General features: G+C 67.8%; 20 protein-coding genes and 1 rRNA gene. 12 read left to right on the top strand and 9 right to left on the bottom strand.

All coding sequences use genetic code 11. The features are described from left to right. Positions 1 to 35 precede the first annotated feature (35 nt). The gene (locus ACIBG8_RS50160) at positions 36 to 428 is read left to right on the top strand and encodes a hypothetical protein (protein WP_397350439.1); all 393 of its coding nucleotides are present in this window, start codon (positions 36 to 38) and stop codon (positions 426 to 428) included. Between the two features lie 63 nt (positions 429 to 491). Here the strand turns inward: ACIBG8_RS50160 and ACIBG8_RS50165 are convergent, their stop codons facing one another. The 5 genes from ACIBG8_RS50165 to ACIBG8_RS50185 form a co-directional block, all read right to left on the bottom strand. Then, positions 492 to 1,508, bottom strand: a complete 1,017-nt coding sequence (locus tag ACIBG8_RS50165; protein ID WP_397350440.1) for an ABC transporter ATP-binding protein — start codon at positions 1,506 to 1,508, stop codon at positions 492 to 494. Continuing rightward, positions 1,492 to 2,529: an ABC transporter ATP-binding protein gene (locus ACIBG8_RS50170; RefSeq protein WP_397350441.1), complete on the bottom strand. Its 1,038-nt coding sequence runs from the start codon at positions 2,527 to 2,529 to the stop codon at positions 1,492 to 1,494. Before ACIBG8_RS50170 ends, ACIBG8_RS50165 begins: the two co-directional genes overlap by 17 nt. Before the next feature lie 9 nt (positions 2,530 to 2,538). Then, on the bottom strand, positions 2,539 to 3,507 hold the full coding sequence (locus ACIBG8_RS50175; RefSeq protein WP_397350442.1) for an ABC transporter permease: 969 nt from the start codon (positions 3,505 to 3,507) through the stop codon (positions 2,539 to 2,541). Then, on the bottom strand, positions 3,500 to 4,441 hold the full coding sequence (locus tag ACIBG8_RS50180) for an ABC transporter permease (RefSeq protein ID WP_397350443.1): 942 nt from the start codon (positions 4,439 to 4,441) through the stop codon (positions 3,500 to 3,502). The genes ACIBG8_RS50175 and ACIBG8_RS50180 overlap by 8 nt, the downstream gene beginning before the upstream one ends. A gap of 101 nt (positions 4,442 to 4,542) precedes the next feature. Beyond that, a complete protein-coding gene (locus ACIBG8_RS50185) occupies positions 4,543 to 6,048 on the bottom strand; it encodes an ABC transporter substrate-binding protein (RefSeq protein WP_397350444.1) in 1,506 nt (501 codons plus the stop codon). A gap of 597 nt (positions 6,049 to 6,645) precedes the next feature. On the opposite strand from ACIBG8_RS50185, the gene ACIBG8_RS50190 reads away from it, so the two are divergent. From ACIBG8_RS50190 to ACIBG8_RS50205, 4 genes are all read left to right on the top strand, one after another. Beyond that, positions 6,646 to 7,596, top strand: coding sequence for an ABC transporter permease (locus tag ACIBG8_RS50190; RefSeq protein WP_397350445.1), 951 nt, complete (start codon positions 6,646 to 6,648; stop codon positions 7,594 to 7,596). Next, positions 7,589 to 8,455 (top strand): ABC transporter ATP-binding protein, encoded by an 867-nt coding sequence (locus ACIBG8_RS50195; protein WP_397350446.1) that lies wholly within the window; start codon positions 7,589 to 7,591, stop codon positions 8,453 to 8,455. Before ACIBG8_RS50190 ends, ACIBG8_RS50195 begins: the two co-directional genes overlap by 8 nt. A gap of 454 nt (positions 8,456 to 8,909) precedes the next feature. Then, positions 8,910 to 9,431, top strand: coding sequence for a YbhB/YbcL family Raf kinase inhibitor-like protein (locus ACIBG8_RS50200; protein ID WP_397350447.1), 522 nt, complete (start codon positions 8,910 to 8,912; stop codon positions 9,429 to 9,431). 97 nt (positions 9,432 to 9,528) lie between these two features. Then, a complete protein-coding gene (locus tag ACIBG8_RS50205) occupies positions 9,529 to 9,684 on the top strand; it encodes a hypothetical protein (protein ID WP_397350448.1) in 156 nt (51 codons plus the stop codon). A gap of 1,043 nt (positions 9,685 to 10,727) precedes the next feature. On the opposite strand, the gene ACIBG8_RS50210 is transcribed toward ACIBG8_RS50205, so the two are convergent. Both ACIBG8_RS50210 and ACIBG8_RS50215 read right to left on the bottom strand, forming a co-directional pair. Beyond that, the gene (locus ACIBG8_RS50210; RefSeq protein WP_397350449.1) at positions 10,728 to 11,678 is read right to left on the bottom strand and encodes a hypothetical protein; all 951 of its coding nucleotides are present in this window, start codon (positions 11,676 to 11,678) and stop codon (positions 10,728 to 10,730) included. Between the two features lie 401 nt (positions 11,679 to 12,079). Further along, positions 12,080 to 13,402: a KamA family radical SAM protein gene (locus ACIBG8_RS50215; protein ID WP_397350450.1), complete on the bottom strand. Its 1,323-nt coding sequence runs from the start codon at positions 13,400 to 13,402 to the stop codon at positions 12,080 to 12,082. A 186-nt stretch (positions 13,403 to 13,588) separates the two neighbouring features. Between ACIBG8_RS50215 and ACIBG8_RS50220 the strand changes: the two genes are divergently transcribed. The 5 genes from ACIBG8_RS50220 to ACIBG8_RS50240 all read left to right on the top strand — a co-directional run bounded on the left by ACIBG8_RS50220 (position 13,589) and on the right by ACIBG8_RS50240 (position 20,623). Beyond that, a complete protein-coding gene (locus ACIBG8_RS50220; protein WP_397350451.1) occupies positions 13,589 to 14,146 on the top strand; it encodes a DUF1707 domain-containing protein in 558 nt (185 codons plus the stop codon). A 33-nt stretch (positions 14,147 to 14,179) separates the two neighbouring features. Then, positions 14,180 to 15,184: a phosphate acyltransferase PlsX gene (gene plsX / locus ACIBG8_RS50225; RefSeq protein WP_397350452.1), complete on the top strand. Its 1,005-nt coding sequence runs from the start codon at positions 14,180 to 14,182 to the stop codon at positions 15,182 to 15,184. 27 nt (positions 15,185 to 15,211) lie between these two features. Continuing rightward, positions 15,212 to 17,479, top strand: coding sequence for an HAD-IC family P-type ATPase (locus ACIBG8_RS50230; RefSeq protein WP_397350453.1), 2,268 nt, complete (start codon positions 15,212 to 15,214; stop codon positions 17,477 to 17,479). After that, positions 17,476 to 19,203 carry an arginine--tRNA ligase gene (gene argS / locus ACIBG8_RS50235; RefSeq protein WP_397350454.1) on the top strand — a complete coding sequence of 576 codons (1,728 nt, stop codon included), beginning with the start codon at positions 17,476 to 17,478 and terminating at the stop codon, positions 19,201 to 19,203. The genes ACIBG8_RS50230 and argS overlap by 4 nt, the downstream gene beginning before the upstream one ends. A gap of 91 nt (positions 19,204 to 19,294) precedes the next feature. After that, complete coding sequence (locus tag ACIBG8_RS50240) at positions 19,295 to 20,623, top strand: hypothetical protein (protein WP_397350455.1); 1,329 nt, start codon at positions 19,295 to 19,297, stop codon at positions 20,621 to 20,623. Between the two features lie 260 nt (positions 20,624 to 20,883). On the opposite strand, the gene ACIBG8_RS50245 is transcribed toward ACIBG8_RS50240, so the two are convergent. Next, positions 20,884 to 21,249 carry a cell division protein SepF gene (locus ACIBG8_RS50245; RefSeq protein ID WP_397350456.1) on the bottom strand — a complete coding sequence of 122 codons (366 nt, stop codon included), beginning with the start codon at positions 21,247 to 21,249 and terminating at the stop codon, positions 20,884 to 20,886. A 185-nt stretch (positions 21,250 to 21,434) separates the two neighbouring features. On the opposite strand from ACIBG8_RS50245, the gene ACIBG8_RS50250 reads away from it, so the two are divergent. Next, positions 21,435 to 22,199 (top strand): PhzF family phenazine biosynthesis protein, encoded by a 765-nt coding sequence (locus tag ACIBG8_RS50250; protein ID WP_397350457.1) that lies wholly within the window; start codon positions 21,435 to 21,437, stop codon positions 22,197 to 22,199. Positions 22,200 to 22,717: 518 nt separating this feature from the next. Further along, a complete protein-coding gene (locus ACIBG8_RS50255) occupies positions 22,718 to 23,350 on the top strand; it encodes a class I SAM-dependent methyltransferase (RefSeq protein WP_397350458.1) in 633 nt (210 codons plus the stop codon). A 103-nt stretch (positions 23,351 to 23,453) separates the two neighbouring features. Here ACIBG8_RS50255 and rrf read toward each other — a convergent pair. Beyond that, positions 23,454 to 23,541 (bottom strand): 5S ribosomal RNA (rrf, locus tag ACIBG8_RS50260); the annotation flags it as partial.

Here is a 23,541-nt window from a genome sequence, read left to right on the forward strand (position 1 = left end):
CGCTCCGCCCGGTGTTCCTTCGGGGGGAAATACCAATGATCCGTCGTATTCTCGTCGGCGCAGTCGTCGCCGGTGCCGCGCTCACCGCCTTCGCTGGTGCCGCCTCGGCCGACGCCAAGCCCGCCTGCATCCCGGGTGTCCCCGGCGCAGAGGCGCTGTCCGTCGTGTGCGAGCCGCTCAAGGGTCTGCCGCTGATCGGCGGCCTCCTCGGTGGCGGTGGCGGTGGCAGCCCGCTGGACAGCGTCACCGGCCTGCTGGGCGGCGCCGGCGGCGGTAGCCCGCTGGACGGCCTCACCGGCGGTCTGGGCGGCCTCACCGGCGCCGTTCCCGGCCTCAGCTCCGTCACCGGCGCCGTTCCCGGCCTCGGCGCTGTCACCGCTCCGGTGACCGACGCCGTCGCCCCGGTCACGGCCGCTGTGGCTCCGTAACCACGAAGCAACACGAACACGTTCGAGCCCTCCACGGTCTGACCGTGGAGGGCTCGTCCATGCCTAGCCGACGTGGACCACGTCGTGCGACTCGGCGAAGTGGCACGCGCTCTCGTGACTCGTGCCCGGCCTGATCTGCAGGAGCGGCTCCTCCTCCGCGCAGATCTCCTGAGCCTTCCAGCAGCGGGTGCGGAAGCGGCAGCCCGAGGGCGGGTTGGCCGGCGACGGCGGGTCGCCCTGCAGGATGATCCGCTCGCGCAGCTCCCTGTCCTCAGGGTTGGGGACGGGAACCGCCGACAGCAGCGCCTGGGTGTACGGATGCGCCGGCCTGTCGTAGATCTCGGTGTCCTTGCCGAGCTCCACGATCTTGCCCAGGTACATCACCGCGACCCGGTCCGAGATGTGCCGCACCACGGACAGGTCGTGCGCGATGAAGATGTACGCCAGGTTGAACTCGTTCTGCAGCCGCTCCAGCAGGTTGATGACCTGCGCCTGGATCGACACGTCGAGCGCGGAGACCGGCTCGTCGCAGACGATGATCTCCGGCTGGAGCGCCAGCCCCCGCGCGATGCCGATGCGCTGGCGCTGGCCGCCGGAGAACTGGTGCGGGTAGCGGTTGATGTGGTCGGGGTTGAGCCCGACGACCTCGAGCAGGTCCTGCACCTTGCGCCGCCGGTCACCCTTGGGCGCGACCTCGGTGTGGATGTCGTACGGCTCGCCGATGATGTCGCCGACCGTCATGCGGGGGTTCAGCGACGTGTACGGGTCCTGCATGACCATCTGGATGTTGCGCCGCATGCGCTTGAGGTCGCCGCCGCGCGCGCGTGCCATGTCCTTGCCGTTGATCATGACGGAGCCCGCCGTCGGCCGTTCCAGCGCCATCAACAGCTTGGCCAGCGTGGACTTGCCACAGCCGGACTCGCCCACGACGCCGAGCGTCTCTCCCCTGTGCAGGTCGAAGGAGAGGCCGTCGACCGCCTTGATGGCGCCGACCTGGCGCTTGAGGACGATGCCCTGGGTCAGCGGGAAGTGCTTGACCAGGTCGCGTACCTCGAGGATCTTCTCACCCGTCGGTGCCATCGAGGACCTCCCTCCAGTAGTGGCAGGCGCTGTTGCGCTCGCCGCTGATCATGTAGAGCGGCGGCGGATCGGTCACGCAGTTGTCCTGCCGGTAGGGACACCTCGGATGGAACGCGCAGCCTGACGGCATGTCGAGCAGGTTGGGCGGCATTCCCTTGATCGCGTACAGCTCCTGGCCCTTCTGGTCGACCCTGGGGATCGACTCGAGCAGGCCCTTCGTGTACGGATGCGCGGGCGCCCGGTAGATGTCGAAGACGGGCGCGTTCTCCACGATGCGCCCGCCGTACATCACCGCGATCTTGTCGGCGACGTCGGCGACCACGCCGAGGTCGTGCGTGATCAGGATCAGGCCCATGTTGCTCTCGCGCTGGAGCTCGGCGAGGAGCTCCATGATCTGCGCCTGCACCGTCACGTCCAGCGCCGTCGTCGGTTCGTCGGCGATGAGCACCTCGGGGTCGAGGGCGATGGACATGGCGATCATGATGCGCTGGCGCATACCGCCGGAGAACTGATGGGGGTAGTCGTTGACCCGCTGCTTGGCCGCCGGGATGCGCACCCGGTCCATCAGCTCGATCGCCTTCTTCTGCGCGTCGCGCCTGTTCATCCCGCGGTGGACGCGGAACATCTCGCCGATCTGCCACCCGACGGTGAAGACCGGGTTGAGCGCCGAGAGCGCGTCCTGGAAGACCATCGCGATGCGCTGGCCCCTGACCTGGGTGCGGGCCTCCTCGGAGAGCCGCAGCAGGTCGGTGCCCCTGAACTTGATCGTGCCCGATGGGATGCGGGCCGGCGGCATGTCGAGGATGCCCATGATCGCCTGAGCGGTCACGGACTTCCCCGAGCCTGACTCACCGAGTACGGCGAGCGTCTCCCCTGCCTCCAGCGAGTAGCTCACGCCGTTGACCGCCCGCACGACTCCCGCGCGCGTGTTGAACTCCACGTGCAGGTCGTCGATCTCGAGCAGCGGTTCGTTGCCGAGCCCTCCCTCGGCCGGCAACAGGTCGGGTGCTGTCTTTCCCACGATTTCCCCCTACCGCAGCTTCGGATCGAGCGCGTCGCGCACCGCGTCGCCGAGCATGATGAACGCGAGCACCGTGATGCTCAGGAACACCGCCGGGAAGACCAGCGGGAGTGGAGCCTCGAGGAAGCGCTGGCGCGCGTCCGAGATCATCAGGCCCCACGAGATGTCCGGCCTGGTGACACCGACGCCGAGGAAGGACAGGGCGGCCTCCGCCGCGATGAACACGCCCAGGTTGATCGTGGCGACCACGATGACCGGAGCGAGCGCGTTCGGCAGGAGGTGCCGGAACATGATCCGGGTGTGACCAGCGCCCAGAGCTCTGGCCGCGACCACGAAGTCCTGGTTCTTGGCCGTGATCACCGCGGCCCGCATGATGCGGAAGGTCATCGGCCAGGCCAGTACGGCCAGCGCCAGCACGACCAGCCAGATCCTCGACTCGGCCGACCGGAACGTCGCCATGATCAGCAGGGCGCCCAGGATCGGGGGGATCGCGAAGAAGACCTCGGTGACGCGCGAGGCGACGGTGTCGGCCAGACCGGCGAAGTAGGCGGCCATCAGACCCAGGAGACCGCCGATGAGCGCCGTCGCGATCGTGGCGGCGAAGCCGATCACGATCGAGTTGCGCGCGCCGTAGATCGTCCTGGCGAAGACGTCGCAGCCCAGGTTGTCGCGGCCGAACAGGTGCCCGGCGCTGGGCGCCTGCCTGGCCGTGACCAGCTCGCAGGTCCTGGCGTTGAACGGGTTGATCGAGGTGAACAGCGACGGCCAGACCGCCATCACCAGCAGGATCGCGATGAGGACGGCGGACAGGATGAACATCGGCCTGCGCCTGAGGTCGTACCAGGCGTCGGACCAGAGGCTCGCCGGCTTGCCCTCCTTGGCCACGGGCAGCGGCGTGCCGTCCTGGGTGACGGGCGGCATGGTGGTCGCCTCCGCGGTTTCCGGATGCGTGGGGCCTACCGGCCGGATGTCACTCATAACGGATCCTCGGGTCGAGCACTGCGTACAACAGGTCCACGACAAGGTTGGCCAGAAGGTATATCAGCACCAGAATCGTGGTGATTCCCACGACAATAGGCTGTTCTCGCAAGTAAACCGACTGGAACAACTGATTGCCGATCCCTGGCAGGTTGAAGATCGACTCGGTGATGACGGCTCCACCCATGAGGTTGCCGAGGTCCGCACCCAGGAAGGTGACCAGGGGGATCAACGCGTTGCGCAGTCCGTGCCTGCCGACCACCCTGCGTCTGGACAGCCCCTTGGCGGTCGCCGTACGGATGAAGTCGGATCTCAGCGTCTCCACCAGGCTCGTTCTGGTCAGCCGGGTGAGATAGGCGATCGACGTGCCCGCCAGGACGAAGCCGGGCAGGAGGTAGCCGCGCCAGTCCGAGTTGCCCGCGACCGGGAAGATCTCCACTCCGGTCCAGACCTTGAGCTTCACGCCGAGGATCAGCTGCAGCACGAACCCGGTCACCAGCGTGGGGACGGAGATCAGCAGCAGGGTCGAGGCGAGGATCATGGTGTCTGAGGCCTTGCCGCGGCGAAGAGCCGCCCACAGACCCAGGCCGACGCCGATGACTGCTTCCATGACCAGCGCGGTCACGGCGAGATTAAGGGTGACCTGGAACTTGCCCGCCATGATCTCCGAGACGGGCACCCTGGAGAACGTGGTGCCGAAGTCGCCTCTGAGGAGGACGCCGCTGATGTAGTACCAGTACTGCAGCAGCAGCGGATCGTTGAGGTGGTACTGCTCGCGCAGCACCTCGGCGACGGCGGGGTCCTGACGCTTCTCGCCCATCAGCGATGCGATGGGGTCGCCAGGCAGCGCGAAGACGATGCAGAAGATGAGAACGGTGGCGCCCAGCAGGACAGGTATCGCCTGCAAAAGGCGTCTTATGACATAACGGCCCATTCAAGCCTCCGGTACATGCCTTAGGCAGAGCCGGGTCGGCCTGCTGCCTGCGGCGGGCCTATCGGGGGTGGACGGCCGGCCGTCCACCCCCAGGAACTACGTCAGGACTTCTCCACGTCCGCCCACTCGATCTGGTTGAGCAGGTTGATCTTGACGTTCTTGACCTTGGTGGAGTAGCCGGAGTTGTTCCGGTAGAAGTAGACCGGGATGTACGGAAGCTCCTCAAGGAGGATGTCGTCCGCCGACTGGTAGTTCTTGATGCTCTCCTCCGGGCTCGGCGCCTGGTCGCCCTTGGCGACGAGGTCGTCGAACTTCGGGTTGGAGTATCCGCCGTAGTTGGAGCCCGTGCCGATAGCGCCCGTGCCGAAGATCGGCGTCAGGTAGTTCTCGGGGGACGGGTAGTCGATGGCCCAGCCCATACGGAACAGGCCCGTGTACTTCTTGGCGTCGAGCTCGTCCAGGATGGCCTGGAACTTCTCGAACGGCTTGACCGCGACCTTGACACCGAGGTTCGTCTCGAGGTTGTTGGCGACAGCCTCGATCCACTCCTTGTGCGGGCCGTCGGCGTTGTAGCCGAGCTCGAGCGTCTTCGGACCCTTGGCCTTCTCGTACAGCGCCTTGGCGCCGTTCGGGTCGTAGCTGCAGGCCTTGCAGGCGCCCTGGCGGTAGCCCTCGATCGCCGGGTTGATGAAGTCGTCGGCCGGCGCGCGGGTGCCGGAGAAGACGGTCTCGGCGATCGTCTTCCTGTCGATGGCCATCGAGATGGCCTTGCGCACGTCGACGGTGTAGTCGGGGTTGTACTTCAGCGGCGTGCCGATGTAACCCACACCAGCGTCCGGCTTGTCCTGGTAGCGGTCACCCAGCGTGCTCTTGGCCTGGGCGATCGCGGCCGGGCCGAGCGAGTCGTGGATGTCGAGGTTGTCCGCCATCAGGTCGGCGAAGGCCGTGTCGGAGCTGTTGTAGAGCTTGAACTGCAGCTTCTTCCAGTTGCTCGGCTTCTTGCCCGGGTACTTGTCGTACACGGAGAGGTCGATCGTCTGGTCGGTGCCCTTCTTGTACGGCTTGTCGACCTTGAACAGGCCCTGGCCGATGGGCTGCGAGCCGTAGGCGTCCGTCACCTTGCCGTCGGGGCCGAAGGCCGCCTTGGGCAGCGGGTAGAAGGCCGTGTAGCCAAGCATCGTCTTGAACTGCGAGAAGGGCGCGGCCAGCGTCACCGTGAAGGTGGTGTCGTCAACGACCTTGAGGCCCTTCATCTCCTTGGCGGTGGGCGTCTTGCCCTCGCCAGGGTGCACGTCCATGTAACCGTCGATGCGGGAGAAGAAGGCACTGGAGCTCTGGGCGTTGTCCTGGTTCGCCGCGTAGTTCCATGCGCGAACGTAGTCCTCGGCCTTAACCGGCTCACCGTTGTGCCAGGTGTAGCCGGACTTGAGCTTCACCGTCCAGACAGTGTTGTTCTCCGTGGTGATGGAGTCAGCGGCTGCCTCCACTGCCTTCTTGTTCTCGTCGTAGTTCACCAGCGGCTCGAACACCGCCGCGAGCACCTCGGAACCCTCGGATTCCGTGGTGTTCGTCGGGACCAGCAGCTCCTGCGGCTCACCGAGCTCCATACGGACAGGCGTTTCAGCAGCGCCGGTCCCTGAAGTGCCGCCGGTAGAGGCACCGCCACCACACGCGGCAACCGCGAGGGCAAGCAGCGCGGTACCGGCGACGATCTGTGCGCCCTTAGTAACACGCATCGTTGGAATTTCCTCCCTCTACAGGTGGGCGTAAGCGCTGAGCTGCGATGTCCTTAGCAGCCTGACGGGGCTTTCCTTAAAGCCCCGGGTTTGGCTGACATGGTCAAACCAGCCTCCGCCCTGCCAGTCGATCGCGACTATCCCTCACTACTTGGCGCCTCGGTGTCTCTGGCACATTGCAGTTCGGTCACACGTGTGCACGCCGGGCGTCACACCCAATTCCCCCTGGTTTACGGAAAGCCAAACACCAGCCAAAACTGGGTAAAAGGGTGCACACACAGTTGGGGAAAAATACCTTGACGTGTCGGATGCTGACGCCGCTGCCGACAGAACCACGCTGGCTGGGCTACGGTTGACCGAGTCTTGTCGGGGGCTTGGAACCCGTCCCCGGCTTGATCACGTCCAAGTGTCCGCGGCGTCCCGCCGCGTCAGGCATCCCATCCACCTGGATCCAATAGAGTCCTTGCCATGAGCCAGCCGGAATCCGCCGTCGCGGACGCCCAGGCGGGCGGCCAGAACGGAGAGTCTCTGGCCAAGCTCGCACAGCGTCACGGGCTTCGCCGTGCCATCGCACGGCCGAGGTTCACCGCATACCTACGCCAGCTGTGGCAGCGACGACACTTCATCATGACGTACGCGACCTCGCGCAACGTCTCGAAGTACAGCAACTCGGCGCTGGGCCAACTCTGGCAGGTCCTGACTCCGCTGCTGAACGCCGCGATCTACTGGGTGATGTTCGGCCTCGTGCTCGGCGGCAGCAAGCACATCCAGAACTACCCGGCGTTCCTGCTGACCGGGATGTTCATCTTCACCTACACGCAGCGGTCGGTCACCGCGGGCGCGAAGTCGATCTCCGGCAACCTGTCACTCATCAGGGCGCTGCACTTCCCCCGCGCCTCGCTGCCCCTGGCGTACACGATCCAGGAGCTCCAGCAGCTGGCCATCTCCATGGGCGTGCTGGCCGTGCTGCTCATCATCACCGGCGAGTTCCCGACGTGGCACTGGCTGCTCCTGCCGATCATGCTGGCCCTGCAGACGATGTTCAACGTCGGCGCCAGCCTGGTCATGGCCAGGGTCGGCTCGTCCATGCGTGACATGAACCAGCTGCTGCCCTTCATCATGCGCACCTGGCTCTACGCCTCCGGCGTCTTCTTCTCCATCCAGGACAAGATCGTCGGCGCCACCGACTCCGCGGGGAACCTGATCCCGGGCACCGGCGCCGGGCTGCCCCAGTGGGTCGCCAACCTGATGTACCTCAACCCCGCGGCTTCCTTCATCGAGTTCGCCAGGGACATCCTGATGAAGGGCGCCTGGCCGCGTCATCTCATCTGGGGAAGCTGCGTATTCTGGGCGGTGTTCGCGCTTCTCTTCGGCTTCTGGTACTTCTGGCGTGCCGAGGAGAGGTACGGGCGTGGCTGAGTTGACTGAGGAGCTATCGCAGGTGAAGGCCGAGGAGCCCGGCGCCCCCAGCAAGGACGTCAGGGTGCATCCCAACCCGGATCCCGTGGGCAGGAAGCCCACGGATGTTCCGACGGGAACGCCGACTGTCATCGTCGACGACCTGCACATCGTCTACCGCGTGTACGGCGCGGCCGAGGCCCACGAGAAGGGCAACGCGGTCAACGCCCTCACGCGCATGCTGAAGCGCCAGGGCCGGCCGCAGATGAAAGAAGTCCACGCCGTCAAGGGCGTGACCCTCGTGGCCTACCACGGCGACGCCATCGGCATCGTGGGGCGCAACGGGTCGGGCAAGTCCACGCTGCTGCGCGCGATCGCCGGGCTGCTGCCGCCGCACGAGGGCGCCGTCTACACCGACGGACAGCCGTCGTTGCTGGGCGTCAACGCGGCGCTGATGCGCGAGCTGACCGGGGAGCGGAACATCGTCCTCGGGTGTTACGCGATGGGGATGACGCCGGCCGAGGTGCGCGAGAAGTACCAGGAGATCGTGGACTTCTCCGGCATCGACGAGTTCGTGCAGCTGCCGATGTCGACGTACTCGTCGGGCATGGGTGCTCGCCTGCGTTTCGCGATCTCGTCTGCCAAGACGCACGACGTGCTGCTGATCGACGAGGCGCTGGCTACTGGGGACCGGGAGTTCCGCAAGAAGAGCGAGGCGCGGATCAGGAAGATCCGCGAGTCCGCGGGGACGGTGTTTCTGGTGGCGCACGACCTCAAGGTCATCGAGGAGACGTGCAACCGGGTCATCTGGCTGCACAAGGGCAAGATCAAGATGGACGGCGACCCGAAGGAAGTCATCGCCGCCTACAACAAGGGCTGACCCACCCGACGGGCAGCGAGACCCACGGCCCACCCACTGGCCCGGCCCGATGGGCCGCGCGGCTCGCGGCCCACCCACTGGGGCTCGTGGCTCTTGATGCGCCCGCTAGGGTGCCGCGGCTCATGGACCTCCCGCGCTCGCGCCACCCCTGCCCCTCCCCGCGCCTGTGATCAGGAGACCGCGGCCTGGCCCCAGCCCCGCGCCGCTCATGGGCCATCCCGCGCCACCCCTGCCGTCCCCGCGCCTGTGGTCAGAAGACCGCAGGCGCGCCCCAGTCCCGCGCCGCTTCGTAAGGCCTTAAGCCTCTGGGCTCCGGGGCCGGGCGCCTTTCCCTTCGCCATGCGGTCGAACGGCCCGCGGGTGTTGCTGGGCCGTACCCGGCGTTCTGCGGAGGGCGGGTGCGGTAAAGATGGAGGCACACATCAACGCGCTCCCACCCCATCGGAGGTGAATCGTGTCCGCCCGGCCACCGATTCCGTACGAGTTCCTCCCCCAGGTCCCCGCCCTGACCGTCTCCAGCGACGACGTACGCGACGGCGAACGCCTCCCCGAGGCCCACGTGTTCAACGACTGGGGCATGACAGGCGGCAACCTCTCCCCGCACCTGCGCTGGTCCGGCGCCCCCTCCGGCACCCTCAGCTACGCGGTCACCTGCTACGACCCAGACGCGCCCACCGGCAGCGGGTTCTGGCACTGGCTCCTGTTCGACATCCCAGCCGACGTCACGGAACTGCCCACGGGCTTCGGTACGGCTGACGCCAAGTTCGGCGTCCAGAGCCGCAACGACTTCGGCGCCGTCGGGTACGGCGGAGCCGCCCCACCGCCCGGATTCCCGCACCGCTACCTGTTCGCCGTACACGCCTTGGGGGTCGCCGGGCTCGGCCTCACGCCGGACACGTCGGCGGCCGTCGTGGGCTTCACGATCACGGCGAACACGCTGGCCAGAGGGTTCCTCGCACCCGTGTACGAAATCTGAGCGACGCAGGGGGCAAATGACTGACAGCGTGGTCTGGGTTCCGATATGATTCGAACGAAAATTCGATCTGAGGAACGTGATGGAGTGGGGGCACGCGATGCGAGAGCTTTCGACCGCGATTGACCACCTGGCCATCGAGGACCCGTCCGAGGTTCCCAAGGCCAAGCTCGCAGAACAACTCATCGAGCTCCATTGGCAGATGGCCAGACTGCAGGCCCAGATAGCCCGCCGCACCGGTATCCGCCTTCCCTAGCACCACCCGAGAGCCCGCTTCCGGCCTCTCCGCCCCCCGCCAAGCCCCGGCTTCCCCACTCCGACCGGCTGCCCGCGGGGGGCACCCCCACCCAAGAGAACTTCACGGGAGACGCCCAGAGCACCCGTGAGACCTCCTGGACAACGCACCGCCCTAGCGGGGCGCGGCGGGGCGGCACCCCTCAGCGACCCCAGCGCATCCTGCCCTCAGAGACTCCTGGGCTTCCAAAGAGACCCTCCCCGGGACCCAAGGAAACCTCGCGGACACTCACGGAGACCTCGCGGCGCACTCATGGAAGCCTCGCGGGGCACTCCCGGCGACCTTGCGCGCACCCGAGGAGACCTCGCAGGCGCGCCACCCCCAGGGCGCCGCAGCGGCGGGAGGGGGCGACGGCGAATCCGGCGCCCCAGAACGGCGAGCACAAAAGGCGAGCACCAGGACCCACGAGCGCGAAACCGCGAACAGAGGACCGCGAGCGCGGGACGGCGCACAGAACCGCGAGCACGGACCGCGAGCACAAGAGCGCGCACAACGCGGCGAGCGCAGCCCGGCGAGCGCGAGAGCGCCCCGCAGGTAGGGAAGCAAGCGGGTGGCGTGACGTGGCGGAGGGATCCACGTCAGACCACCGACCCGCTCCCCACACCGCTGTAACGGCGCCCAGCCACGAGCGCCCGAATGGCGTGAAGCTCAAAACCCCAACACACGTCGGCGAGGAGCGGATCCCCCGGCGACAGCCGTACCAGAAAAACGGTCCTAACACACAAGCAATTCCGGTCAAGCAGAAATGACACCGCCGCTGGACCCCAATGCGCGGTCCAGCGGCAGGAACGATGAGTGGAACGCCGCCCTGCAGTGGCGGCGGGCTCGCGGCGCCCCTGTCGCTCTGCAGCGCGACCGGGACCCCACAAGGACATAACCCACGTTTCGTGGTGATATCACGTCGCATGCGTCCACACGACAAACAACCAAGACACGGCGACCAGCCACCCCAGGCATCCGACACCAGGAGACCAAGCCCGGCAAGTCACCCCGCCAGGCGTCAGTTACCGGCCGGCGAGCTCCGTCACAGCGGCCGCGGTCTGCGCGACCGAGTTCAGCGTCCCCTTGACGGCGTCCGTCGCCTTGGTGCCGTTGCTCTCCACCGTGGTGGTGGCGGACTCGACCAGCGGCGAGATCTCGTCCACCGAGGCCGCGTCGGCCACGCCGGGCAGCGAGGCGACCACGGGCGCGGTCTCGACCGGCGCCAGCTGCCCGACCAGCGGGGCGAGCTCGCCCGCACCCGACTGCGGGACGGCGCGCTGGATCGCGGCGGTGAGGCCGGCGACGGCGTTCTGCTGCTCGGCGAGGCCGGTCAGGCCCGCCGTGGTGTTCTTGACCGTGCCCGCGACGGTGTCCGCCGTCGTGGACAGGCTGTCCACGAGCGTGGAGACGGTGCCGGTCTGCGGCATGCCGCCACCGGTCAGGCTGTCCACCGAGGTGCTGCCGAGGAGCCCCTCGACCAGGTCGTTGACGCTCTTGAGCACGCCGTCGACGGGCGTGTTCATGGCCAGGTCCTGGCCGTTGAGCAGGGTCGCGTCGACGGTGCGCAGCACGTCGAGCTCCGGTACCGGGCTGGACATGGGCACGACGCGCTTGACCGACGCGGACATCCCGGGCAGGGCGCCCGTGACGCCGCCGAGGCCGCCGGTGAGGCCGGTGACCGCGGACAGCGGGTCGCCCGCGCCGCCGGTGAGGCTGCTGAGCGGGTTGGCGCCGCCGCCGACGCCGCCGAGCAGGCCGGTAACGCTGTCGAGCGGGCTACCACCCCCGCCGAGGAGCCCGGTGACGCTGTCGAGCGGGCTACCGCCGCCCATGCCGCCGAGCAGGCCGCCCAGCAGGCTGCTGATGGGGTCGTCCCCTGCGGGACGGGCGTCCTGCGCCATTGCGGGCGCGGAGAGCGCTGCCGCAAGCCCGAATGTAGCGACGGCCACAGCCGCCTTGATAACACGATTCATGATTGCCTTCCCGGCTCGTAATCGACTCGCACTTTCGAATAAGTAAGAACGGCGAATCAATAACCCCCGAAGCCGGCTAGCGCGCAATGGGCACCACACGCAGCGCACCGTCCGGCCGAGCTACTGACGCATTTGTATCACCCTTCGAAGCACGCCGCTGGTACGCAAAGTCGCGACGGACACGGGCCTGGAGCTCCCGGTTAGCGCCCGGGAGGCCCCCGGCAGTCCAGCCGAAAAGTCCGGAAATAGGGGCGCGAAGAGTGGAGGCTATTTCGGATATTCCGCTGACGTCTCCCATGGCGCGGAGGAGCCCCCGCACGCCTCGAAAACAAGGCCCGAGGAAACAAATGCCTCGGTGCGGGGGCTCAGATTTTCCGCTTGCTGGATATGCGCTTGACCGCTCAGGCCGACAGCAGGGCCTCTCGCGCCTGGGTCTCGAACGGGAAGCGATCGGCGAACGCCGGCCGCAGATCGGTGAGCCAGGCCGCGCGCGGGTCGTACTGGGCGAAGAACGGCCTGCCCACCAGAGAGGCGTCACGCGCCTGGATCAGGTGGAGCACGAAGACCTTCTGCCCGGCTATCTCGGTGACCCCGTCGACGCATACCTTTCCCGGCGTCGCGGACATGGAAGGGCCCCTGACCGTACGGCAGAGCCCGGAGACGGAGGCGTAAGCCTCCCTGAACACCTCGTAGGCGCGAGCGAGCGGCACGGCGAAGTAGTCCTGCGGCCCCGTGTCCCGCTCGATGAACATGTAGTAGGGGATCATCCCCATGGCGTGCTGACGCCGCCACATCCCGGACCAGAGCGCCGGGTCGTCGTTGATGGACCTGATGAGCGGCGCCTGGGTCCTGATGGTGGCCCCGGTGCCGAGGATGCGCTCGACGGCGGACTCGACGAGCGGCGACTCCAGTTCCCGCGGGTGCGAGAAGTGGGCCATGAAGGCGAGGTTCTTGCCTGCCGCCTTGACCTGCTCGAACAGGCGGAGCGTGTCGTCCGCGTCCTGGTCGGTGGTGAACCGCTGCGGCCAGTAGGCCAGTGACTTGGTGCCGATCCTGATCGATTCGAGCTGCTCGACCTCCAGCAGCGGCTCGATGTAGCGCTTGAGCACGGACTCACCCATGATCATGGGGTCGCCGCCGGTCAGCAGCACGCTGGTGACCTCGGGGTGCTCGCCCAGGTAGGCGACGAGCTGGTCGACGTCGTCCGAGGCGAACTTGAGATCGGCGTCGCCCACGAACTGCGCCCACCTGAAGCAGTAGGTGCAGTAGGCGTGGCACGTCTGCCCCTGCTTGGGGAAGAACAGCACGGTCTCCGAATATTTGTGCTGCATGCCAGGCACCGGCTCACGGCCGATGCGCGGGACGTTGAGTTCCATCTGACCTGCGGGGTGCGGGTTGAGCTGCATCCGCACCTTGTTCGCCTCCGCCTGTACCTCCGCGTTCGGCGCCTCTGCCTTGAGCAGATCGGCCAGCCGAGCGACGTCGGCAGCGGGCAGCATGTCCTCCTGGGGGAAGACGAGGCGATATATGGGGTCGTCGGGCGCTGCCGACCAATCGATGAGTTCCTCTACGACGTAGGCGTTGGTCCTGAAGGGCAGGACGGTTGCGACGGCCCGAACCCGCAGACGCTCCTCAGCTCCGAGCCCCGCACGCTGCAGAAGCTCGTCGAGGTGCTTGGACGTATAAGCCCGAAAGCGTCGTGTTCCCGCTTGGTTCAAGATCACTAGGCCTTTCCCATCTTTTTTTCTCGTCCGGATGTAAACCTCTCGACCCTGTTGCGCGTCTAGGGTTCTTATACCCGGACGCGGCCCAAGCCACTTCTGGTTCCGTTGGTGCCCAAGTTTCTGGTGAGGTTCGGTCATCTCCCGGACCACTCGCGACATATCGCGAGAGGAGCTACGATGCGATTTGTGACCGATGACCCCGCCCTGCGCGCATCAGACGCCGACCGCGACCGCGTGGCAGCGGTGCTCGGAGAGGCGCTCGCTACCGGACGCCTGACCAGCCTCGAACACGCCGACCGCCTCGAAGCCGCCTACACCGCGAAGACCGTGGGCGAGCTCGTCCCCGTGACCCGTGACCTGCCCGACGTCGCCGCCGGCTCGGCGCCCGCGGTCATCGAGCAGCAGACGATCTCCTCGACGTTCAGCAAGGTGATCAGGAAGGGCCGCTGGGTCGCCTCCAGGCACACCAGGCTGGACGCGACCTTCGGCGCCCTGATCATCGACCTGTCCGACGCCGTGCTGCCCGGCCGGGAGATCACCATCGAGGCCGACGCCAAGTTCAGCAAGATGATCGTGCGGGTGCCCGACAACGCCCACGTGATCGACGAGGGCAGCTCGATGTTCGGCAAGCGCAACGTCTCCGGCGGCTCGGGCGGCGACGGCCCGCTGATCCGGATCACCGGCAAGTCCATGTTCGCCAAGCTCATCGTGACCCGCGGGGTCAGCGACTGGAACCTGGCGTAAGGGTCCGTTCACCCGATCACCTACGATGCGGACATGTCCGAGCCGATCGCGCTGGACGCCATGGGCGGCGACCACGCACCCCACGAGATCGTGGCGGGAGCCGTCCACGCGGTCAGGGAGCGCGGCCTGTCCGTCGTGCTCGTCGGCTCGCCGCGCGTCCTCTACGAGGCGCTGGTCGACCACGACGCGACCAAGGAGATCCCCATCGTCCGGGCCGAGGAGTCCCTGGCGATGGACGAGGGCGCCCTCGCCAGCCTGCGCAGGCCCCGCTCCAGCATCGCGATCGCCTGCCATCTCGTACGGCGGGGCGACGCGGGATCGGTCGTGTCCGCCGGTTCTACGGCGGGGATCGTCGCCACAGGCAAGCTCAGGCTCAAGGCCCAGCAGGGCGTGCTCAGACCGGCGATCGCCGTCGCCCTCCCCACCAGGCCCACCCCCACCCTCCTCCTGGACGCCGGGGCGAACGCCGAGGTGAAGCCCGAGATGCTGGTGCAGTTCGCCCAGCTCGGCACCGCCTACGCGCAGGTCGCCTACGGCATGGAGCGGCCGCGCGTCGGCCTGCTGACCATCGGCAGCGAGGAGGAGAAGGGCACCAAGCTCGTCAAACGCGCGCACGAGCTGCTGCGTACCACGCAAGGGGTGCACTTCATCGGCAACGTCGAGGGCCAGGACCTGCTGACCGGCGCAGCCGACGTGATCGTGACCGACGGCTTCACCGGGAACGTGGCGCTCAAGACGATGGAGGGCGCCGTCCGCTACGCGTTCACCGAGCTCAGGGAGTCGATCGAGGACAGCAGGGTGGCCAAGATGGGGGCCTTCCTGCAGAAGAAGAGGATGCGCGAGCTCTACCACCGCCTCGACGCCGAAGCGCACGGCGGCGCCGTACTGCTGGGTCTGAACGGGACCGTGGTCATCGCGCACGGGTCGTCCAAGGCGCCCGCGATCAGCGCGGCGTGCCAGCTCGCCGCCGATCTTTCCGGCAAATCCATCGTGACGCGCATAGCGGAAAGGACGCACCGACCCCACCGGCTATGGTGAGTGAGATCCACTACATCGGGGGGTTGTGTGGACGGGCTCACTTCCGCTCAAGTGGCCGTGGCCAGGAAGAACGACGTTCCGCGCAGGTCGAGCCGGTCGCTCGGGGCGATCGTCAGGGCGAACGTGTTCACCCTGTTCAACCTGGTCATCGCCATCCTGTGGGCGCTGATCATGATCTTCGGCGAGTGGCAGGACGGGCTGTTCGGCCTCGTCATCGTGGCCAACGCGGCGATCGGCATCATCCAGGAGCTGCGCGCCAAGCACACGCTCGACCAGCTCGCCGTGATCAACGAGGCGCCCGTACGGGTGCGCAGGGACGGCGCCGAGCAGCAGATCGAGCCGCACCAGATCGTCCTGGGCGACCTGGTCCTGCTGGGGCCAGGCGACCGGCTGCTGGTCGACGGCGAGGTCGTGGCGAGCGAGGGCCTCGAGGTCGACGAGTCGCTGCTCACCGGCGAGGAGGACCCGGTGCACAAGCACCCGGGCGACCAGGTGCTCTCCGGCAGCTTCGCCGTCGCGGGCTCCGGGGCGTTCACCGCGACCCAGGTCGGCACCGACGCCTACGCGGTCAAGCTGGCCGAGGAGGCGAGCAAGTTCACCCTCGCCCACTCCGAGCTGCGCGACGGCATCACGACGTTCATCAAGTACGTCACCTGGCTGACCATCCCGGTCGGCGCGCTGCTCATCTACAGCCAGGTGCGCAACGACTCCGACTTCGGCACCGCGATCACCGGGGCCGTGGCGGGCATCGTCACCATGATCCCCGAGGGTCTGGTGCTGATGACGAGCATCGCCTTCGCCGTCGGTGTCGTACGGCTCGGCCGGCGCAAGTGCCTCGTCCAGGAGCTGCCCGCGATCGAGGGCCTGGCGAGGGTCAACGTGCTCTGCGTGGACAAGACGGGCACGCTCACAGCGGGCGGCATGGACCTGGACGAGGTGCTCCCCCTCCGCTACGACGAGCCCGTCGACGACGCCCTGGCCGCCCTGGCCAACGTCGACCCCAGGCCCAACGCGACAGCGGCCGCCATCCAGGTGCGCTACCCCACCTCTCCGTGGAAGGCCGTGGAAAGCGTCCCGTTCTCCTCAGCGCGTAAGTGGAGCGGCGCCGACTTCGGCGACAACGGCGTGTGGATCCTCGGCGCGCCCGACATCCTCCTCGAACCGGGCACCCCGGGGTACGGCCAGGCGGCCAAGCTCGCGGCCACCGGCGCCCGGGTGCTGGTGCTGTGCCGTACGGAGGCCCTGGAAGGAAGTGGCGCGGCCGTCGCGCTCGTCACCCTCAAGCAGCGCATCCGCCCCGACGCCAAGGACACCCTGCGCTACTTCGCCAAGCAGGGCGTCATCGTCAAGGTCATCTCGGGCGACAACCCCGAGGCCGTCTCCGCGATCGCCACCTCGCTGGACATCCCCGGCGGCGACCGCGCCGTCGACGCGCGCACGCTGCCGGACGACAAGGAGAAGCTGGCCGAGATCCTCGACGCCAACACCGTGTTCGGCCGGGTCACCCCGCAGCAGAAGCGGCAGTTCGTCGCCGCGCTGCAGTCGCGCGGGCACACCGTGGCGATGACCGGCGACGGCGTCAACGACGTGCTCGCGCTCAAGGACGCCGACCTCGGCATCGCGATGGGCGCGGGCAGCCCGGCGACCAAGGCGGTCGCGCAGGTGGTGCTGCTCGACAACAGGTTCGCCACGCTGCCGCACGTCGTCGGCGAGGGGCGGCGGGTCCTCGCCAACATCGAGCGGGTCTCCAACCTGTTCCTCACCAAGACCTTCTACGCCATCGCGCTGTCGATCCTCGTGGGGGTGCTCGGCCTGATGTTCCCGTTCGCGCCCCGGCACTCGACGCTGGTCAACGCGCTGACCATCGGCATCCCCGCGTTCTTCCTGGCGCTGGCGCCGACGATGGAACGTTCGAAACCCGGGTTCGTGCCGCGCGTGCTGCGCTTCGCCGTACCAGCTGGGTTGATCGTCGCCGCTGCCGTGTTCCTCACCTTCTGGGCCGCGGGCGGTGGCTCCTCGCTCAACGCGGACAGGACCTCGGCGGTCATCGCGCTGTTCCTGACCACCTGGTGGGTGCTCGTGCTCATCGCCAAGCCGCTGACCATGCTCCGCGTCGCCCTGGTCGCGGCCATGGCCGGGCTGTTCGCGCTGGCGTTCGCCGTGCCGTTCGTCAGGACGTTCTTCGCGCTGGAGGCGGGTGACGTCGGCAACGACCTCACCGCGATCGGGATCTCCGTCGTGGCCGCGGTGGCCATCAGCATCGCCGTGCGGTTCTCCCGTACCCTTAGAACATGACCGACCCGCAGACAGTGCTCACCGAGCGCGTCCAGCAAGCGCTGGCCAACGCGTTCGGCTCCGAGTACGCCGACGCAGATCCGCTGATCAGGCCCTCCCAGTTCGCCGACTTCCAGGCGAACGTCGCGATGAGCCTGGGCAAGCGACTGCGAAGGGGGCCGCGGGAGGTCGCTCTGGAGATCGCCGGACAGCTCTCCGACTTCCCCGGCACCGTCGAGGTCAGTGGTCCCGGTTTCCTCAACATCACCCTCGACGACTCGTGGCTCGCCACCGAGACCGACGCCATGCGGGCCGACCCGCGCTCCGGCGTCGCGCACACCAGCCCGCCGCAGCGGGTGGTCATCGACTACTCGGCGCCCAACGCCGCCAAGGAGATGCACGTCGGCCACCTGCGCTCGACCGTGGTCGGCGACTCGCTGGCGCGCACCCACGAGCACCTGGGCAACGAGGTCATCAGGCAGAACCACCTCGGCGACTGGGGCACGCCGTTCGGCATGCTCATCGAGCACCTCCTCGACATCGGCGAGGCGGCCGCCGTCGCGCAGCTCGAAGCCGGCCAGGGCACCGAGTACTACCAGGCAGCCCGCGCCAAGTTCGAGGCCGACGAGGACTTCAAGGTGCGCTCGCGGCGCCGGGTGACCACCCTGCAGTCGGGCGACCCGGAGACGCTGCGGCTCTGGCAGGTCTTCATGGACGCCACGATCCGCTACTTCGACCGGATCTACGGCCAGCTCGGCGTGACGCTCACCCACGACGACATCGCGGGCGAGAGCATGTACAACGCGATGCTCGACAAGACGTGCGGCGACCTGGAGGCCTCGGGCGCCGCCGTCATCAGCGACGGCGCGCTGTGCGTCTTCCCGCCCGGCTTCACCGGCTCCGACGACAAGCCGCTGCCGCTCATCATCAGGAAGAGCGACGGCGGGTACGGCTACGCCACCACGGACATGGCGGCCGTCCGCTACCGGGTCGACGACGTCAAGGCCGACCGCATCCTCTACGTGGTCGGCGCCGACCAGGCGCTGCACTTCCGCATGATCTTCGCGGCGGCCCGGATGGTGGGCTGGCTGCCTGACACGGTCAGCGCGGAGCACGTCCAGATCGGCATGGTGCTCGGCAAGGACGGCAAGCGGTTCAAGACCAGGTCGGGCGAGTCGGTCAAGCTGTCCGACCTGCTCGACGAGGCGGTCGAGCGGGCGTCGTCGGCCATCGACGAGCGTGGCTACGACGAGGCGGCGAAGCAGGAGATCGCGCACGCCGTGGGCATGGGCGCGGTGAAGTACGCCGACCTGTCGATCAGCCACGACAGCGAGTACGTCTTCGACCTCGAGCGCATGGTGTCGTTCACCGGCAACACCGGCCCGTACATGCAGTACGCCACCGCGCGGATCCGATCGATCTTCCGCAAAGCGGGCTCCGCACCCTCGGACGCCACGGCGCCGATCACGCTCGGCGAGCCTGCCGAGCGGGCGCTGGCCCTGCAACTGCTGGGCTTCGGCGCGATCGTCGACCAGGTGGCCGCGCTGTCCGAGCCGCACAGGCTCTGCGCCTACCTCTTCGAGACCGCCAGCCTCTTCAGCACGTTCTACGAGGAGTGCCCGGTGCTCAAGGACGGCGTGGCTCCCGAGGTGCGCGACTCGCGGCTGGCGCTGTGCGCACTGACGCTGCGCGTGCTCGAGACGGGCCTCGGCCTGCTCGGCGTCCCCGTACCCGACCGTATGTAGTGTGGTGGGCGCGCCTCCCCGTGGTTGGCGCGCCCCCCGGCTAGGCTTTACGCGGTCATGAAGTGAGGCCGATATTGGGGAGTATCTGTCCTTGAACACGGACCTGACCGCGAACCCCCAAGCGGCGACCGAGCTGCACCGTTATGCCGAAGCGCTGCTCGCGCACCTTGCGGCGAACGGATCGGCACCTCCGTCACCGCCGGGTTTCCCCGACGCGCCCGGATACTGGTTGCCGCCCGCCGTACAAGCTCTGGTGGCCGTGCTCGCGGGTGACGACCCGCTGGAGCCGCTGTCGCGCGCCGCGTCCCGCGACCAGCAGAACACCGCGCTGTTCCTCTGCCTCTCGCTCGCCGTCGCCGGGCACGGCGGGCGCATCCACGCCTCGTGGCTGGGCACCGCGTTCGGCGAGCTGTCCCTCGACCGCCCCGTCTCGCACGGCCAGCGGGCGCTGTGGCTCGCCGCCGCCAGGGGGGCGTACGGCCCAGCCGGGAAGATCTTCGTGCTGCGCAAGCTGGATGCGCTCGCCGTACAGGACAAAGCCGACACCAAGCAGTGGGTGCAGGCGCTCGCGCCCGGCGAGCCGTCGGTCGTCGTGCCGCCGTCGCTGGTGGACTTCCCCGAGCTCGCCGAGATCCCCGAGCTGGCCAGGCCGGCGCAGGCGGCCGCCAAGCTCGCGCGGCTGCGCGCCCGGTGCGCGGAGATCACCTCGGCTCGCCAGGCGGACCAGGACTCCTCGACGCCGCTGACCAACCGGGCGGGCAGCCCGGCCGCCAGCTGGGCCGAGGACGAGCCGCTGGCCATCCTCCGCTCGCTGGTCGGGCTCGGCGGCCCTGCCGGGCCGATGGGTTCGCTCATCGGGCACCTGCTCGACGACCTGCGTCCTGGCGCCGACCCCTACCTCGCGGCGATCGCCCTGCATGTGGCGGCGCCGATCCTCAAGGGTGTCGCCGACGCGCTCGCGGCGGACACGCAGCTCACGCCGCCTGACTCGGTCGTGCTGCCGATGCTGGGGTACCGGATCGAGCTGCGTCCTGACGGGCCCGACGAGGCTTCGCTGGCGGCGGCAGAACGCACGATCACCACGGAGGACGTGCCTGGGCGTTCCGCGCCTTGGGCGGCTTATTCGCTGCTTCTGGGCGGGTTGGGGTGTCTCGCCGGGGCGCTGGCTGTCGGGTGGCTCGCCGTACTGGCCGTGGTGTTGCTGGGCGTCGGCGGGGCGCTCTGGTGGAGGCGCCGGAAGGCGGACGCATCGGACGCGCGTTATGTGGCTTCGCAGCTCGGGGAGTTGAAGGAGCTGGCGGACGGTGCCGTATGGGCATTGCACGCTTACGCCCGCGAAGCGGACACCCGTGCCAAGCAGGCGGCGGAAGACTCCACCGAGCTCACCAGAATCCTGCGCCGCGGCCCCCGCGCCGCCTAGCGAGGCGGCTACCACACCTCACGCCCATCGGTCCCTAATGGACCCTCGGCCCCGTAGGGCGTGCACGCTTTCGAGGCCTTCAGCCCCTGAGGTGCTCAGCATCTTTGAGAGCTTTTCAGGCGCTCAGCATTTTGAGGCCCCTACGCCCTAGAAGCGCCCAGCTCTTTGAGGCCCTCAACCCCTGAGGCGCCAAGTATCTACGGTCGTGTGGGGAGACCACCTGGATCCCGGCGCGCGCCCCCCGGCGCGGCCCGAGGATCTCAGGTGTTCTCGATCTCCACGTGCGACGGAGCGAGCAGGAACACCCGGTCCGCGATGCGCTCGATCCGGCCCTCGCACCCGTAGGCGAGACCCGCTGCGAAGTCGACCATCCGCGTCGCCTCAGGCATCGGCATGCCCGTGACGTCCATGATGACCGTCTGGCCCTCACGGAAGTGCTGGCCGATCATCGGCGCGTCGTTGTACTTCAGCGGCTGGACCATCACAATGCGCGACGATTCGGCCGGAGCGCGCCAGCGCTTCGCCGCACGCTCCGACGCTGGCATGTACTCCTCTTCGGCGTACTGCTCGTCGTCGTAGCCATCGTCGTAATGGTCGACCGTCCCCAGGCCAAGGTAGCTTGCCACCTTGCGCACTGCCCCCATCGGCTTGTCCTTTCCTCAGGAACTCACCGTAATCGGCACGTCCCTACACATTGGACGGTAACCGACGATTCCGCGTTCGCCATGCGACACGCCCAGCACTTATTCCATTTTGTACGGCTAGCACCCTGGTTTCGACTGGATATCCGAGCCGCCTATAGCATCAGGACATGCACCTGTTCACCGTCGACGCCTTCACCGACTCTGCATTCAAGGGTAATCCCGCGGCCGTGTGTCTCCTGGAGTCCGCCGCGCCAGCGGAGTGGATGCAGTCCGTGGCGGCCGAGATGAACCTCTCGGAGACGGCGTTCTTGCTGGTAGATACGTTGCGGTGGTTCACGCCCAAGGTGGAGGTCACGCTTTGCGGTCATGCCACTCTGGCGACTGCGCATGTCCTCTATTCGACGGGGGCGGCTGCGGGGGCGATCGAATTCTCGACCGCGAGCGGAATCCTCACCGTGAATCAGACCCCTGACGGGATGATCACGATGGATTTCCCGGCCAAAGAAGTGACGCCTGCCACAGTTCCTTCCGGCCTGGAAAAGGCGCTCGGTGTGACGCCGGTCTCTGTGTCCCGCAGCCAGTTGGACCTGGTGGTGGAGGTGGAGTCCGAGGAGGTCGTACGGTCTTTGACGCCGGATATCGCGGCGTTGGAGGCGGTGGATGCGCGGGGCGTCATCGTGACGGCATTGGGCACTTCCACAGATTTCGTCTCCCGCTTCTTCGCACCGCGGGTTGGTGTTGTCGAGGACCCGGTGACGGGCTCCGCCCATTGCGCCCTGTCGCCGTTCTGGTCGGCTCGGCTGGGCCGTACGAGCTTGGTGGGCGCGCAGCTGTCCCCGAGGGGCGGCGTGGTCCACACCACCCTGCGAGGCGACCGCGTAGACCTCGCCGGCCGCGCCGTGACCATAACCTCCGGCCAACTCCACATCTGACCTACACGCGATCCGACCCCACCCCTGCCCCACACATAACCCACATCCCGCCGTGGCCACCCGCATTGGCCACCCACGCTGGCCACCCACGCTGGCACCTACGCCGACCGCTCACGCTGACCACCCGCGCTGGTGAGCTCGCCCGGGTGAACGCACGCGAGTGGGCGCACGCGAGTCGGCGCACGCGGACTATGGGGCCGAGGGCCTCCTCGCGCGCATGGATGAACCACGCGAGCGCCACAGGACGCGAAGATACGTGTGGCGCTACAGGGCGCGGGGCTATCTCGCGTGTGGTGAGACGGCCGTGCGAGGCGCACACGGGCGGAGCGCCCACAGGCGGAGGGCGCACACTGTGGGGCCCGCTCTGAGGGGGCCGTGCGTGGGGCCCGCGAGTGGGCTGCTCTCTGGGTAAGCGCGCATAGCAGTGGGTGAGCGGGTTGTATGGGGGGCAGAGCGCGCCCGAAGCGCGGAGGTCGCTTGGGTGACACGCCTTCGCCAAGAAGCCAAGGGAGGGCCTGATGTTGGAGATCTCGTCACGAGAAGCTCGGTTGCGGCGGTTCTGGGATCGGCAGGCCGACTCCTACGACCGCAAGATGGCCTTCGCCGAGCGGCGGTTCTTCGCGGACACCCGCCCATGGCTCTGCGGCCAGGCGGTCGGGGAGGTGTTGGAGGTCGCCGTCGGCACCGGGCTCAATCTCGCTCACTATCCTGCCGAGGTACGGCTCAGCGGGGTGGAGTGGAGCCCCGCCATGCTAGCGGTCGCGCAACGCCGGGTCACGGACCTGGGGATGGACGTCGATCTGCAGCAGGGTGACGCACGTAAGCTCCCCTATCCCTACGGACGCTTCGATACTGTCGTTTGTACCTTTGCCCTGTGCGGCATTCCTGATGAACGGCTGGCTCTGTCGGAGATGGCCAGGGTTCTGCGTCCAGGCGGTCTGCTGCTGCTCGCTGACCATGTCGCGTCGTCTTCCTGGGGCATACGGGTGTTGCAGGCTCTGATGGATGCATTCACTGTGCCGATGGCTGGGGAGCACTATCGTCGGCGTCCCCTGCCGGTTGTTCGGTCGATGGGGTTCACCGTCGAGAAGCATGAGCGGTTCAAGCTCGGCATCATCGAGCGCTTCACCGCCCGTAAGCCGACGCCCTGAGGGATGGCAGAACGCAAAAAGGGCCGCCCCAGCCGGGGCAGCCCAAAGAAACACGTCAGGGCCTCCAACCCCGGAAGGTGGAGACCCTGACGTCGTAAAGATTGCGCGGCGGCGACCTACTCTCCCACACCCTCCCGAGTGCAGTACCATCGGCGCTGGAAAGCTTAACTTCCGGGTTCGGAATGTAACCG

Source organism: Nonomuraea sp. NPDC050556 (assembly GCF_044457355.1).
In the GTDB taxonomy this organism is placed as follows: Bacteria; Actinomycetota; Actinomycetes; order Streptosporangiales; family Streptosporangiaceae; genus Nonomuraea.